General features: G+C 37.9%; 12 protein-coding genes, 4 tRNA genes and 1 pseudogene. 2 read left to right on the forward strand and 15 right to left on the reverse strand.

The genetic code is table 11. The features are described 5' to 3' along the window. Positions 1 to 126 precede the first annotated feature (126 nt). The 12 genes from yycJ to J2S17_RS18535 all read right to left on the reverse strand — a co-directional run bounded on the left by yycJ (position 127) and on the right by J2S17_RS18535 (position 10,556). Positions 127 to 921 carry an exodeoxyribonuclease YycJ gene (gene yycJ, locus J2S17_RS18480; RefSeq protein WP_307477251.1) on the reverse strand — a complete coding sequence of 265 codons (795 nt, stop codon included), beginning with the start codon at positions 919 to 921 and terminating at the stop codon, positions 127 to 129. An 8-nt stretch (positions 922 to 929) separates the two neighbouring features. After that, complete coding sequence (locus J2S17_RS18485; RefSeq protein WP_307477252.1) at positions 930 to 1,751, reverse strand: two-component system regulatory protein YycI; 822 nt, start codon at positions 1,749 to 1,751, stop codon at positions 930 to 932. 17 nt (positions 1,752 to 1,768) lie between these two features. Next, positions 1,769 to 3,097 carry a YycH family regulatory protein gene (locus J2S17_RS18490; RefSeq protein ID WP_307477253.1) on the reverse strand — a complete coding sequence of 443 codons (1,329 nt, stop codon included), beginning with the start codon at positions 3,095 to 3,097 and terminating at the stop codon, positions 1,769 to 1,771. Next, complete coding sequence (gene walK / locus J2S17_RS18495; RefSeq protein ID WP_307477254.1) at positions 3,094 to 4,929, reverse strand: cell wall metabolism sensor histidine kinase WalK; 1,836 nt, start codon at positions 4,927 to 4,929, stop codon at positions 3,094 to 3,096. The genes J2S17_RS18490 and walK overlap by 4 nt, the downstream gene beginning before the upstream one ends. Before the next feature lie 7 nt (positions 4,930 to 4,936). Next, the gene (gene yycF, locus J2S17_RS18500; RefSeq protein ID WP_307477255.1) at positions 4,937 to 5,647 is read right to left on the reverse strand and encodes a response regulator YycF; all 711 of its coding nucleotides are present in this window, start codon (positions 5,645 to 5,647) and stop codon (positions 4,937 to 4,939) included. A 313-nt stretch (positions 5,648 to 5,960) separates the two neighbouring features. Beyond that, positions 5,961 to 7,427 carry a peptidoglycan DD-metalloendopeptidase family protein gene (locus tag J2S17_RS18505; protein ID WP_307477256.1) on the reverse strand — a complete coding sequence of 489 codons (1,467 nt, stop codon included), beginning with the start codon at positions 7,425 to 7,427 and terminating at the stop codon, positions 5,961 to 5,963. A 449-nt stretch (positions 7,428 to 7,876) separates the two neighbouring features. Further along, positions 7,877 to 7,949 (reverse strand) — tRNA-Phe (locus J2S17_RS18510). A 93-nt stretch (positions 7,950 to 8,042) separates the two neighbouring features. Beyond that, a tRNA-Asp gene (locus J2S17_RS18515) sits at positions 8,043 to 8,119 on the reverse strand. A 74-nt stretch (positions 8,120 to 8,193) separates the two neighbouring features. Further along, positions 8,194 to 8,265 (reverse strand) — tRNA-Glu (locus J2S17_RS18520). Positions 8,266 to 8,277: 12 nt separating this feature from the next. Then, positions 8,278 to 8,353: transfer RNA gene (locus J2S17_RS18525), tRNA-Lys, on the reverse strand. 364 nt (positions 8,354 to 8,717) lie between these two features. After that, the gene (locus tag J2S17_RS18530) at positions 8,718 to 9,104 is read right to left on the reverse strand and encodes a DoxX family protein (RefSeq protein WP_307477257.1); all 387 of its coding nucleotides are present in this window, start codon (positions 9,102 to 9,104) and stop codon (positions 8,718 to 8,720) included. Positions 9,105 to 9,263: 159 nt separating this feature from the next. Beyond that, entirely contained in the window at positions 9,264 to 10,556 is a 1,293-nt protein-coding gene (locus tag J2S17_RS18535; protein WP_307477258.1) for an adenylosuccinate synthase, read from the reverse strand. Positions 10,557 to 10,816: 260 nt separating this feature from the next. Here J2S17_RS18535 and J2S17_RS18540 point away from each other — a divergent pair. Then, positions 10,817 to 11,310: pseudogene (locus tag J2S17_RS18540) on the forward strand (MobA/MobL family protein). 215 nt (positions 11,311 to 11,525) lie between these two features. Here J2S17_RS18540 and J2S17_RS18545 read toward each other — a convergent pair. Next, positions 11,526 to 11,714, reverse strand: a complete 189-nt coding sequence (locus tag J2S17_RS18545; RefSeq protein ID WP_307477259.1) for a hypothetical protein — start codon at positions 11,712 to 11,714, stop codon at positions 11,526 to 11,528. A gap of 139 nt (positions 11,715 to 11,853) precedes the next feature. Between J2S17_RS18545 and J2S17_RS18550 the strand changes: the two genes are divergently transcribed. Further along, positions 11,854 to 12,762: a gluzincin family metallopeptidase gene (locus J2S17_RS18550; RefSeq protein ID WP_307477260.1), complete on the forward strand. Its 909-nt coding sequence runs from the start codon at positions 11,854 to 11,856 to the stop codon at positions 12,760 to 12,762. Positions 12,763 to 12,895: 133 nt separating this feature from the next. On the opposite strand, the gene J2S17_RS18555 is transcribed toward J2S17_RS18550, so the two are convergent. After that, positions 12,896 to 13,075: a sigma factor-like helix-turn-helix DNA-binding protein gene (locus tag J2S17_RS18555; protein ID WP_307477261.1), complete on the reverse strand. Its 180-nt coding sequence runs from the start codon at positions 13,073 to 13,075 to the stop codon at positions 12,896 to 12,898. A gap of 32 nt (positions 13,076 to 13,107) precedes the next feature. Continuing rightward, positions 13,108 to 14,472 (reverse strand): replicative DNA helicase, encoded by a 1,365-nt coding sequence (gene dnaB, locus J2S17_RS18560; protein WP_307477262.1) that lies wholly within the window; start codon positions 14,470 to 14,472, stop codon positions 13,108 to 13,110. Positions 14,473 to 14,531 lie beyond the last annotated feature (59 nt).

A 14,531-nucleotide genomic window follows, 5' to 3' on the forward strand; every position in this document is an offset into this window, starting at 1 on the left:
AAGAAAAAAGCATATGAATGAAGGAATCTTACGAATTTGTTCATAATTTGGCTGATATTTATTAATAAATAAAAAAGGAAGAGGAAAATGGCTCCTACTTCCTTCATACCCTATTATCTATCCTTTTTATACCGCAGTTAAACTAGTTGGTATTTTGGGGTCTGTATCAAATAATTGGAATTGCTCTCCAACAAAGATTCCTTTGCTTTCAAGTGTTTGGGAAACAGCCATCCTTGCCAGGTCCTTCATATTGTTATCCTGACTTAAATGGGCAAGATAGAAGCGCTTGGTCCTCTCCCCTGCTACTTCACTCATTGCTATCGCTGCATCTTCATTTGATACGTGACCGACATCGCTTAAAATTCTGCGCTTTATATTCCATGGATATCTGCCCATTCTGAGCATTTGCACATCATGATTGCTTTCAAACACATAGGCATCAGCATTCGTAATAAGGCCCTTCATACGATCACTCACATAGCCAGTATCTGTAATCAGTACAAGTTTCTTATCACCCTGATGAAACACATAGAACATTGGCTCAGCCGCATCATGTGAAACACCAAATGATTCGATATCAAGATCACCAAAAGTCTTCACTGTCTCCATATCGAAAGTAAATTTCTGATCGACAGGAACTTGTCCAATGAGAGGGTCCATCGCCTGCCAGGTTTTTTGGTTGGCATAAACCGGCAATTTATATTTCCTCGCCACAATTCCTACACCTTTAATATGATCACTATGCTCATGTGTCACTAAGATGCCCGACAGCTTACTCATATTCCGATCAATCTTTTCAAATAGAGCTTCCATTTGCTTTCCACTGAGTCCTGCATCAACCAAGAAAGAATGGCTGTCGGTCTCTACGTATATGGCATTCCCAGTACTTCCGCTCGCGAGAACGCTAAATTGCAAAGACATAATTTCTCTCACTCCACTTTTTTTGTCTCTTCTTTATTTAACTCTAAAATTTGTCCCTCTAACCCATGAACAAATAGATTTTCCTCTCCGCCGTTAATCTCAAATCGCCATGCTGGGGTCAGCACTTGTGAGATACTTGTTTGGGAAGTGCTTGTATCTACATAGGTATGATATCCAAGCTCATAATCTGTGATTTCACTTTGCGGTAATAAATAATGATTTTCGTAAAGAATTTCTATTGCTTTAATTGGCTGAATCAGCTTTCTATCATCAGCATATTCCTCTATGTCCTCTAGATACGTTTGGGTATAAGACACGATTTTATTATCTTCATTTAAAAGAAAAGTCAATTTGCCATTTTTGTTTTGGTATATGAGCTTGTCACCAAATTTTTGATAATACGTGATTGTATTGCCGCGCTTTTCCCAAAAACGATATTCATCCCCGAATAAAATATGATTTTTTATAAAATCGTCAAGCTCAGCTGATTCAAACTTATTGCTAATCTTTAACGGTTTATCGGAATCAAGAAAAGAGGTCATTTCTTTACCAAGTATAATATCCTGGCCGTCAAGCTTCGGGTTGTCCAAATCCTCTTCTTTAAACACCTTAGGCTTGGCACTTATATACTGACCCCGTAATTCCTCCTTCGGCAGCGGGCGGCTGCTGATGGTGATGTCGTCTGCCTTCAGTCTTTCATCTATAGACTCACGGGTAAATAATTCCCTTTCCTGGCTCATCCCTTTAATATTGAAGTATTCATACATTAAATACACATTGAGCACGAGGAAGGTTATGATAAAAATTGTTTTAATTTTACTCCAATCCATGGTGGATTCCTCCCGTCTCATTCATGAATAAAATCCTCCATGGATAACTGTTTCCATTCATTATTATAGAGATAATACCAGTTCGGAATCAGTTTTGTCACACTCGGGCCCTTACCTGAACTTGGCTCTTTAACCATTTTATAAGCAATGGTAACATCCTGCAATTTATCATTGTTAAATTCCGGAAGCCTTTTGATCAGCTCGATCACATCTTCACCAGAATATAATGGCTCTACAGGCTCCCCATCAGGCAGAGGCGTATCTAGTAAGAAATTACTGCGATCATATTCATTAATTTCATTTGGACCCCACACGAGTTCCATCTTGGCAATCTCTGAATCACTAAAAATCGGGTATCCATATTTGTCGTCATATAAACGGAATATGACTTTATCCTTTTCAGGATCCATAGAAAAGAAATGATATCTACCTGTCCATCCACCGTGATCATTAATGAAGTCAATGCTTCTTTTTAACAGAGGATTCGGTGCAGACTGTTTTTCAATACCTACTGCAAGGTTTTTGTAGGAAAGTAGGTTTCTATCATTATAAACCCTCATTATACTCGTGCTGTCTGTAAATTCTTCCATAGCATTTTGAACGTTCTTTTGAACGACAGACGGATCGTTGAAGAGTGTCCTTTTTAACTGCTCAGAATTAAGATTCTTTGATAAATAGCCAATGGTCTCTATTGTCGTCTTCTCTTTAGGTATGAAAAGGCGCTTTTGATCCTTGACCTTGTATGAAATATATTCTCTATATCTCTCATCAGATTCTGTATTGGTATAATAATTTTTCTTATAGTTTTCTATTAATGAAAATTTCACTCCGCTTTTATAAATTACTTGATTAGCCGAGGAAACAAAATATACGAATCCATCCTCCCCATTAGTATCATTCGTATCAACGATAATTTTGTCAAAAGTAAAATCAGCGATGTTTTTATCGTCTATCGTCATAACATTTCGATACAAATCTAATGGGATATCATCTGGAAAGATAATAGTCGAGAATCCCTCTTTATTTATAAAAGTGTTCACATGATCAACTTGTGAAGTAAAATCTTCAAAATCATCAAAGTGCCAGCCGCTGATCTCATTGATAATCCGATTAAGTTCAGTTCTTGCCATTGTGCCATAATACGTATCGCCAACATGATTAATGGCTTGTTTTGGCTTGATGACATCTTGGATCTCTTTTTTCACACCAATTTCTTCTTCTTCTACAGTGTTCGGTTTTTCTATAGGGTCAAAGTTTGGTTGATATGTCCATAAATTCCAGGTCAACAATACGCTTGAAGCGATTAAAATAACTAGTATGACTGTCTTTATATTTTCATAAGTCATTCCCAATCATCCTCTTCAGTGCGGACGTATGGCAAACTGAAGGAAATTGTTGTCCCTTTCCCATCGATACTATCTGCCCAGATTTCTCCACCGTGAGCCTCCACCATTTCCTTGGCAATAGCCAGCCCTAATCCCGTTCCGCCTAATTTTCTTGTTCTAGCCTTATCGACTCGATAGAATCGATCAAATATTTTCTTTAAATTCTTCTTCGGTATTCCCATTCCTTCATCGGAAACGCTAATAAAGAGGAATTGTTCTTTCTCCTCAATTCTAAACGTTACTTTACCGCCTTCAGGGGAGTATTTCAATGCATTTGAAATAATATTATCCAGCACCTGAGTCAGCTTATCTGCATCCATTTCAACAAAATCAGCATGATTTGGCAGTTGTCTTTCAAAGGTAACATTTTGCTGCTTTGTAAATTCAAAACGGTCGATAATTCGATTATAGAATTGGATAAAATCGATCCATTCCTTATTTAATTGGTAGTCCTTACTATCCATTTTCGACAGCTGAAGGAGATCATTTACTAGTCGGATCATTCGTTCTGTTTCATTTTGCGTCACATCTAAGAAGTTAGGAGCAAGAGTCTTATCCTGCCATGCGCCATCTGCTAATGCTTCGAGATAGCTTCTCATCGTTGTCAATGGTGTGCGTAGCTCATGCGAAACATTTGCGACAAATTCTCGGCGCTCTGCATCAATTTTTTCCTGTTCGGTTATATCGTGCAGCACCGTGATTAGTCCATTGACAAAGCCTGTTTCTTTTTGGATAACGGAAAAGTTCGCCCGCAGGACCAAATTCTTCTGGAATTCACTATAATCAAGAATGACTGATTCACGTTCTGCTAATAACTCTTCGAAAGTGTAATCCTCTTCAAGACCGAGTAAGGAAACAATCGATGTAGATAGAACTGTTTCACGTGAAACCTTTAACATGTCCGCTGCAGGTTCATTAATTAAAATAACTCGGCCTTTACGGTCAGTAGCAATCACACCATCGGTCATATATGAAAGGACCGATGACAGCTTGCGCCTTTCCCCTTCGGTCGTTGCCTGCGCTTCTTGCAGTTTTCTTGTCAGACTATTAAAAGTCATAGCAAGCTGCCCGATTTCATCTTGGCCATAGATCTTAACTTTACGCGAAAAATTACCCTTCGCCATTGCAAGGGCTTGTTTTCTCATATCAGTGATCGGCCTCGTAATGGTTTGTGCGAGCAGGACGCTGAGGACAGCAGTGAGCGCAAGGGCGATGGCTGTTCCAGTAGAAAATATATTATTGATCTCTCTCATTTGCTCATATACATTTTCTATTTTTGCCGAAATATGAATGGCGCCGATGACTTCATTATCAACTTTAATAGGTTTAACCAATACCCATATCCGCTTGCCAGTCTGCTTATCGCTAAAGTCATCATTCATTTCCTGTCCGGTTGTCATCGCCACTCTAATGAATGTATCAGTTGCTCTCTGTCCTACAACTGCCCGGTTGTCTATGTTGGAGGTTCCGAGTATTTTCAAGGAGTCTCCTTCGATGACCTGTACTTCATTAATATCCTCTGAATTATAATAATCACTTAAGAGCCTCTCGATATCATTCTCAAGGGTCGGTCCTCCTTCTTCAGGTAACCGGTCCTTCACCATTTGTTCTTCCAAATAGTAGGCAAGCAGATTGACACGATCTTGAATGGTAGTCTTAAAGTTATCGTTTAACGTTGTTTCTAATTGACGAACAAAATAAGCGCTGACAATTTGCATGGCAACTAGGATAAGTAATACATAGATGATAACAAATTTCAGGTGGATGGAACGAAAAAAACCAACCTTATTCATTCTCTACTTACTCCTGTTCTGGGTTTCGCAAGTAGTATCCGACACCTCTTCTTGTTACGATCCATGTAGGATGGCTTGGGTTGTCTTCAATTTTTTCCCTGAGCCTTCTAACAGTTACGTCAACGGTTCTGACATCACCGTAATAGTCATAACCCCAAACCGTTTGCAGAAGATGCTCCCTTGTCATAACCTGTCCAATATGCTTGGCAAGATAATGAAGTAATTCGAACTCACGATGAGTAAGCTCAATGGTTTCACCACGCTTCGAAACGATGTAGGCATCCGGATGGATGATAAGTGAACCTACTTCAATTTCATTCGTCTCTTCTTCTTCCCCTGCTTTCGCAGCAATTTGCTGATGACGGCGCAGGTTCGCCTTCACACGTGCAATCAGCTCTCTCGTACTGAAAGGCTTCGTAACATAATCATCTGCTCCAAGTTCAAGTCCTAGCACCTTATCAATTTCGGAATCCTTTGCAGTCAGCATAATGATTGGCATATCATATTTTTTCCGGACTTCACGACAAACTTCAATACCATCCTTTTGCGGCAGCATAATATCTAAAAGAATCAAGTCTGGCTTGATTTCTTCGACTTTCTCTAACGCTGTCACTCCGTCATATACACAAGTAACGTCATAGCCCTCTTTATTTAAATTAAATTGCAGTATATCAGCAATTGGTTTTTCATCGTCTACTACTAGAATTTTTTTATCCATATATCGTTTCTCCTTTATATTACGTAATTTATATGATTGCAATTATTTGTAAAAATTATCTATTCTGTACACCCTACTTTACCATTTTAAATGGAAAGCACCAATTTTAATGTATCACATTTACTTATTTTATGGTAAAGAGAGGCATTATTCCTTCTGTTCTTCTTTCTATAGAGAGGGGGTAAAATCCTCTGCTGAAAGGCTTTTCCATTATGTTATTTCCCAGGCAGGATGATCAGTCAGTCTAACATTTCCATAAAAAAAGAGCTGCCCCGATAAAATTCACATTTTGGAACAGCCCTTAATAGGCAATTTATTGCTTAACATAATTAAGCGGATTTTCGAGTTTACCATTTTTAAAAAGTTCAAAATGCAGATGGACACCTGTGGAATCACCTGTCGAACCCATTATACCAATTTCCGAGCTTTTCGTCACTGTTTCACCGACGCTGACTGAAATGGAATCAAGATGCGCATATACCGTACGATAACCATTTTGATGGTCGATTTCAATTTTATTTCCGTACCCATTACTCCAGCCTGCAGAGATCACTTTACCATTATCCGCAGCCTTAATCGTCCGATCGCTTGGTCTCGCAATGTCTATACCCTTATGCATCTTGCCCCATCTATAGCCTATTTCACTTGATACATAACCACCAACAGCAGGCCAAACAAATTCTCCATCACCAATTGTGGGATCCTTCGTCCCCTTCACCACAATCTCTTTCACAGGCTTCTTGAGAATATCTTCTTCCATCTCTTCTCTTTCCACCTGATCGCCATTTTCCTCAATAATGTGATAGAGAACAGTCCGCTCCCCATCTTTGCCTTCTTGCTTCACTTTCTCTTCACCTTTAAACATAGAGGAATCCTCAATTACTTCTTGCTCAAATGAGATCTTTTCCTTTTTATATTCCTCTTTATTCGTGATAACATCAACAAAAGGCTTCATCTCATTGACCTTTAACTCCTGGCCAACCTTAAGCATGCTATTGGATTCTAAATCATTTAAATCTAGCAGTTCTGTTGTTTCCAGTTCAAAATCCTGAGCGATGCTGCTAAGCACATCTCCTTCTTTTACCTTATATGATTTCTCTTCCAATGTACCTGTTTGAAGAAGTTTCATTGCTTCCTTAACTGACATCACTTCTTCAGGCTCTATCTTTTCTTTAGTGATTGTTACTTCCTCAGAAAAAAGAGCATTCAATAATCTGGTTTCACCCGTTTTTAAATCGGGTAATGGTTCTAATATATCTGGTCTCGCTTCTAGTTCTTCCCATTCTTCTTTAGTAAGATATTGGAGTTTGAGTTCTTTGATTACTTCTTCTGCCTGCTCTTCATCTTTTAAGAATGCAACTGGTTCATTTCCAATCTTAATGGCAGCCGCTTCCGCTTTCACTGTAATGTCTTTCATAAACTCACTGCTCGTTGCTTCATCATCAGCTTTATTCTCGTCATTAAACAATTTTTCTGGGATGAAGGAAACGTCCGAGCTTAATGCCATCCTAAGTCCATCGTAAGACTCGCCATGGACTTTCAATTCTTCTGAAACCATATCTTCAATAATTTGGGGATTCGAAATTGTCCCAAAGTATTTATCGCCCATATATACATAATAAACCGTAGTAAATTCATTGTTTGCTAACGCAGCTGAACTGCCAGAAAACATAATTGCACCAGCTGTAGCCGCTACAATCGCTGTTTTTTTTACTCTACCTTTTAAATACTGTGATGTCTGTTCAGTATATGTAGTTAGTACTTCTCTCCAATTTTTCATTGTTAATCCTCCTAGACTACTTACCCTAAACTTGGTTCTATTTAACTATAAAAATAGCATTCTGCCATTTTCACGCCCCTTTAATGTACCATAAGGTGTTTTTTATAGATGAATAGTCTCAGGAATGTAATAAAATTGTATAGCGGATGACATTTTATGACTTATTAATCGTAAAAACGACATTGGATTGGTTGCTTTTTGTCATATGTTTGTAATATGGATGAGGTCATTTGAAAGGAAAGAGCACTTGGGGTTTTTCTTCATGAATGAATTTAGAAAAATAAGATCTACACGGGAATATCAGGTGAATTATTTCTGTTTAATACATATCTTCTGGTATAGTAATGCTTAAAATATTGAGTGTTAGGCCAGATTATGTGCTGTTTAAATGATTTATAGGCATAAAAATAAAAAAGAGAGCACGAATTGAATTCATACTCCCTTTTTGATGGCTCAGGACGGAATCGAACCGCCGACACAAGGATTTTCAGTCCTTTGCTCTACCGACTGAGCTACTGAGCCATATTATATATATTTTGTTAAAGATCTATGCAAGATGCTGCAATCTGCTAAATCCATAATGCCCAATGAAGGACAATTCATACTTATATGTAATGGCGGTCCGGACGGGACTCGAACCCGCGACCTCCTGCGTGACAGGCAGGCATTCTAACCAACTGAACTACCGGACCAACCTTATTATTTTAATATGATCGTCAGTAAAAGTCCGTCCTTGCCGAACTTCCACTAACCATCATAATGCCGATGACCCCTACGGGATTCGAACCCGTGTTACCGCCGTGAAAGGGCGGTGTCTTAACCGCTTGACCAAGGGGCCATTATTAAAAAATGGTGAGCCATGAAGGACTCGAACCTTCGACCCTCTGATTAAAAGTCAGATGCTCTACCAACTGAGCTAATGGCTCATACTATAATTACTTCCTAAATCCATTTTGCAAAAGTCAGATGTTCCAAAGCTTTACGCTTTGTCACAGATTGCTAATCGATGATGTTACTCAATGATGCTGCAATCTGCTCTACCAACTGAGCTAATGGCTCATACTAAGTATCATTACCTTAATACGGTTTGTACTAATCGTTGTATCTTTCTTGACGACGCTTTTTATATTAACACAGAGACTATTCATTGTACAATCCTTTTTTTAAAAAAATATTTTAATATATTAGTTGAGGTTTTTTCGTCATCATCTTCTTATTTTCGACAAGGTTCATTTGAGGACCTGGATTAAGAAAGTAAGTATGAGAAAAAAACTAAATAACCGAAGAAATTTAGCTTTTTTCTGTTTTATCTATATTGCCAGTTAATTTTAATGCGCCAAAGATAAGAGGAAGCTGCAATGGCAGACGAAGCCATAATAAGACTGGATGAAGCTTCTTACCCTTAACATAGGTATTATTTTTCATGGCCATATTTATATTTGCTGGGAGAATAATAATCATAAAAAATGCGAGTAGCTTGCCGATTATTGCTTGACCTTTGTGTACCCATAATAGGATAGCAAAGAGAACCTCCATTACTCCTGAGATAAGGACAATCGCTTTTCTAAAAGGAAGAGCTTTAGGAACGATGCTTCGAAACTTTTTCTCTTGCGTAAAATGCAAAACGCCTGCGCCAAATAAAACGATAGAATAAATGGCTCGGAAAACGGTTTTCATATTGCTTTCACCTCCTCCTTATAAAGGTAGGTTGTTCCTCTTTTGAATTAAATTTAAACATGTGGCTCTCATTGCCTTTATGTCCATTCTCTACTTCTAATTCCTTTCTTCAAGAGAAAAACCCCCCAGCATCGAAGCTGGGGGGTTTTTATTTTCTTATTAGTTTTGACGCCATGGGCTTCTGACTACATTTGTTTGTGTGCGGTCAGGTCCTACTGAGAAAACAGATAATGGGATCCCAGTGAGTTGAGCCACACGCTCTAAGTAATGACGCGCGTTGGCAGGAAGTTCATCTAAAGATTTGCAATTCGTGATATCTTCAGTCCAGCCTGGAAGTTCTTCGTATACCGGCTTGCAATCTGCCAATACTTTAAGACTTGCAGGGAATTCCTCAATGATTTCACCTTTGTAGCTATAAGCCGTACAAATTTTCAAAGTGTCGATTCCAGTTAAAACGTCGATGGAATTCAGAGAAAGGTCTGTAATTCCGCTGACGCGGCGCGCGTGACGGACAACAACGCTGTCAAACCAGCCTACACGGCGAGCGCGTCCAGTTGTTGTACCATATTCACGTCCAACTTCGCGAATTTGATCGCCTATTTCATTCTTTAATTCAGTAGGGAATGGGCCATCACCCACACGAGTTGTATAAGCTTTAGAAACACCAACTACCTGCTTAATCTTCGTTGGTCCTACACCAGAACCGATGGCAACGCCACCTGCGACTGGATTAGATGATGTAACAAACGGATAGGTTCCTTGATCGATATCAAGCATGACGCCTTGAGCACCTTCAAATAGAACTCTTCTTCCATCATCTAATGCATTGTTTAAGACAACAGATGTATCACATACATATTTTTTAATTTGCTGACCATAATCAAAGTACTCGTTTAAAATATCTTCTATTTTAAAACCTTCTGTTTCATAGATTCTTTCAAGAAGACGGTTTTTATCAGCAAGATTACGTGCAAGCTTTTCCTCAAATGCTTCCTTATCCAGTAAATCTGCAATACGGATGCCTACGCGAGCTGCTTTATCCATATAAGCCGGTCCAATACCTTTTTTCGTGGTACCAATTTTATTATCGCCTTTGCTGTTTTCTTCTACTTCATCTAATTTAAGATGGTAAGGAAGAATAACATGCGCGCGGTTGCTAATTCTTAAGTTATCAGTTGAAACGCCTTTGCCGTGCAAGTAAGCAAGCTCTGCTACTAACGCTTTCGGGTCTACGACCATTCCGTTTCCGATCACACAAACTTTATCACTATAGAAAATACCTGATGGAATCAAATGCAGTTTATATGTTTCTCCATTAAATTTAATGGTATGGCCTGCATTATTTCCCCCTTGGTAACGGGCAATAACTTCTGCATTTTCAGAGAGGAAATCTGTAATCTTCCCTTTACCTTCGTCTCCCCATTGTGTTCCAACAACTACTACTGATGACATTATAAATGCACCTCCGAGGTTTCTTAATCCCTTATCAAACAAACTAATTTTACAATTCCAAGGGATAAAAGTCAACAAAACACGAACATTTATTAATATTTTATTAAATTATGTTCGTGATAGATTCATATTATAGTTAGAAGAGCCAAAAGCAGAATCATTTAAATAGCATCAAAATAACTTATATATCAATCATAAATCAGGAAATCGAGTAAGTACGCCCTGATCATGCGCCAACATGGGTAAACGATAGAGAACAATTGTGGAATGAAGTTAATAAAATTGAAAAAACTATAATTCTCAGTTTACTAGAGAATTTAATGTAGCCTTACCTACTGAACTATCAAATGATGAACAAAGAAAACTAACCCTTGATTTTTGTAAGGAAGCATTTGTGGAAAATGGAATGGTTGCAGATATTGCAATTCATAGGGATGATGAGAATAATCCCCATTTTCATGTCATGTTAACAGTTCGACCATTTAATAAAGATGGTTCATGGGGCAACAAAGCAACAAGAAAATACATACTAGATAATAAGGGAAATCATATTTTAGATAAGAATGGGAAAAAGAAATTTAAAAAGGTAAGTTCCACTGATTGGAATGATCGCGAAAAATTCAAGTCTTGGAGAAAGTTATGGGAAAAAAAAACAAATCTATACCTCTCTTCAAATGGCTTTAACGAAAAGATTACGCATCTTACAAATGCAGCAAGAGGACTCGAAACATTACCAACTATTCATGAGGGTTAGGTAGCCAGAAACATTGTATCGGAAGGTAAAGAGTCTGACAGAGTGTCAATCAATAATGAAATAAAAAGATATAACAAATTAGTATCAGATTTAAATAAATATAAAAATCAAAAAAAACAAGCTGAATACGAATATAAATTTACAAGGAAGTTTTCACCAAATGAAAAACAAACATTAAGTTCTGTTACAAAAGAATTAAAGATGTTTGTTGTTAATTATTCGTTCTCTGAACCAATCCCTTTTTGATGCACTGGTGGTCCTGCACAACTAGAACCTGGAGTTCCACAACCCAAGGTACCTGTACCGAGGTTGCCACCACCCTTGCCACTACCTGGGCCTGGATCTGGTCTAATAACTTGAGGGGAAATAATAGACTCATTAATGTTTAAATCAAGTAAACCCATTCGAAATCACCTCCTTTCAATTGTGTATAATAATTTCAAAAATAGAAAAAACTTTTATTTTTTCCAAAATTATTATACTATTTTGATAATATAAAATAGTTAATATATTACCAATAGAGAATGGAGGTTTTTATAAAAAATGTTAAAAAAAAGAATTTTTATCGTGCTAATGATACTCTTACTTCTCCTAACAACTGGATGCCAAAAAGTTAATACAAGAACAGGTAGTAGTAAGGAAAAAGAAGAGAAATCATTAGAAGAATATATGTCAAATGATGAGGAGATAACTTTCAAAATATATAATCAGGGGAATTTTCCAAAACATAAATTAATACAAATTAAAGAAGAAGTTTTGATGTCTTATGATCAATTAAAAAACCTGATGACTACCCATTATGAAAGACCGGAAAATATTAATATATATTTATTCCCTGGTACAGGTAGATCAATGGCTACAAGAAATGATATATCCTTATATGATTTGGATACAAGTACTCATTCACTAGTACATGAAATGACTCATATCCTTTATGGAATGGGTGATACAAAATCTCCATATCAATATGGTGCCCTTACTCAAGAAGGTTTAGCAGTTTATACACAAAATGAATTTGGTAACATAACTTCACCTAATGGGGATCTTAATGTTCACGAGTTGATTAAATATTTTTTTGAAGTTGAGAAGCTTATCCCTTTATATAAACTTGTAAATCCGGAAGAAGCAAAGTTAATAGTATATTCTTCAACGAGATCAGAAGATGAACCAACAAGAATTTGGATGGCATATGCACAGGCTGGGTCATTTGTGACGTATTTGATCGATGAGTACGGAATAGAAAAATTCAGTGAAATCTATGATCATCCTGACCTAGAATCTCAAATCAAAAAAATATATAATATGGATTTAGACGAGTTAGAAAAAAGGTGGTTGGATTATGTTAATATCAATTTTAATGTACCTTCTTCTGCACGTTTGAACAACTACCTAGAGTATTTTGTGAATAGAATAGATAATATTGATGGAGGTCTATTTAAAGATAATCGCTAGATACTTAGGATTTACATCTGTTTGTTTTGGCGTTCTTAACAGGTCACCTTTACAATAATACTTACGTTTCGATTTTTAAATATTTCTAATCTACATGTATGAGGTTTAAAAATGCCTTTGAATCAAATTACTATCAATAACCAATTACTCTAGGTCTTTTCAGCGTCCTTTGAAATATGATCAGACGATAGGGCATTTTCAGGTATTTACTCACGGTGTTACGAGATATTCCAAGTTTGGTCGCAATTTGCCTTTGCGATAAACCTTCAACCTCTGAAAAACCACAGTCTCCATGACTGTGGTAGAAAAACATCTTTTAAAAAAGGACCAGCTTCCACTGATCCTTTATGCCCCAGGCGGAGCAAATGAATCGTCAAACCGTTTCTCAAGGTTTACGAATTTGTTATATTCTTTTACAAAAGCGAGCTGTACTGTACCTACAGGGCCGTTCCGCTGCTTGGCGATAATGATTTCTATAATATTCTTATCCTCTGATTCTTTATCATAATAATCATCACGATATAAGAAAGCAACAATATCAGCATCCTGCTCAATACTTCCTGATTCACGGATATCGGACATCATTGGGCGCTTATCTTGACGCTGTTCAACTCCACGGGATAGCTGTGATAGAGCGATTACAGGTATCTCTAATTCACGGGCAAGTGCCTTTAATGACCTCGAAATTTCAGATACTTCCTGCTGACGATTTTCGCCTGATCGGCCGCTTCCTAAAATAAGCTGCAAGTAATCAATTAAGATCATTCCCAGTCCATGTTCCTGTTTTAATCGGCGGCATTTGGAACGAATATCGGTGATGCGTACACCAGGTGTGTCATCTATAAAGATTCCGGCGTTTGAAAGGCTCCCCATTGCCATTGTCAGCTTGCCCCAGTCATCATCAGTCAACGAGCCTGTACGAAGCCGCTGTGCATCTATATTGCCCTCTGCGCATAGCATACGCATGACAAGCTGCTCAGCGCCCATTTCCAGACTGAAGATGGCTACGTTCTCACCCGTCTTCACTCCGACATTTTGAGCAATATTCAAAGCAAAAGCTGTTTTACCAACAGAAGGACGGGCACCAACAATAATTAAATCATTCCGCTGAAAGCCGGCTGTCATCTTATCAAGCTCCGCAAAGCCTGTCGCAATCCCAGTTATATCACCTTTTCTATTATGCATAACCTCGATATTATCGTATGTTCGTACAAGGACATCCTTTATATTATGAAAGGCACCTGCATTTTTACGCTGGGAAACCTCAAGAATACTTTTTTCCGCTTCACCTAATAAGGATTCAATCTCATCCTCGCGTGTATATCCATCCTGAGCTATGTTAGTGGCTGTTCGGATCAGCCTGCGCAGAAGTGATTTCTCTTCTACAATTTTTGCGTAATATTCAATATTAGCTGCAGTTGGAACTGATCCTGCAAGCTCACTTAAATAGCTGACGCCACCTGTATCCTCCAGTAGCTTTGTCGCATTCAATTCCTCGGTCACCGTGACCAAATCCACTGCTTTTCCTTCATCATTTAGCTTGAGCATCACATTAAATATCTTTTGATGTGCTCCACGGTAAAAGTCTTCGGGAATTAAAGCTTCAGATGCCAATGTAAGTGAGGAAGGTTCAAGAAAAATCGCTCCTAAAACAGCTTGTTCCGCCTCCACATTTTGTGGAGGGAGACGATCTGCATATAAATCACTCATCTAAACAACCAACCTCCTTTGATCTGTACTTAGCACCTTCCATGTTCGAAGGCTTAAAA

Source organism: Cytobacillus purgationiresistens (genome assembly GCF_030813235.1).
GTDB classification, from domain to species: Bacteria; Bacillota; Bacilli; order Bacillales; family Cytobacillaceae; genus Cytobacillus; species Cytobacillus purgationiresistens.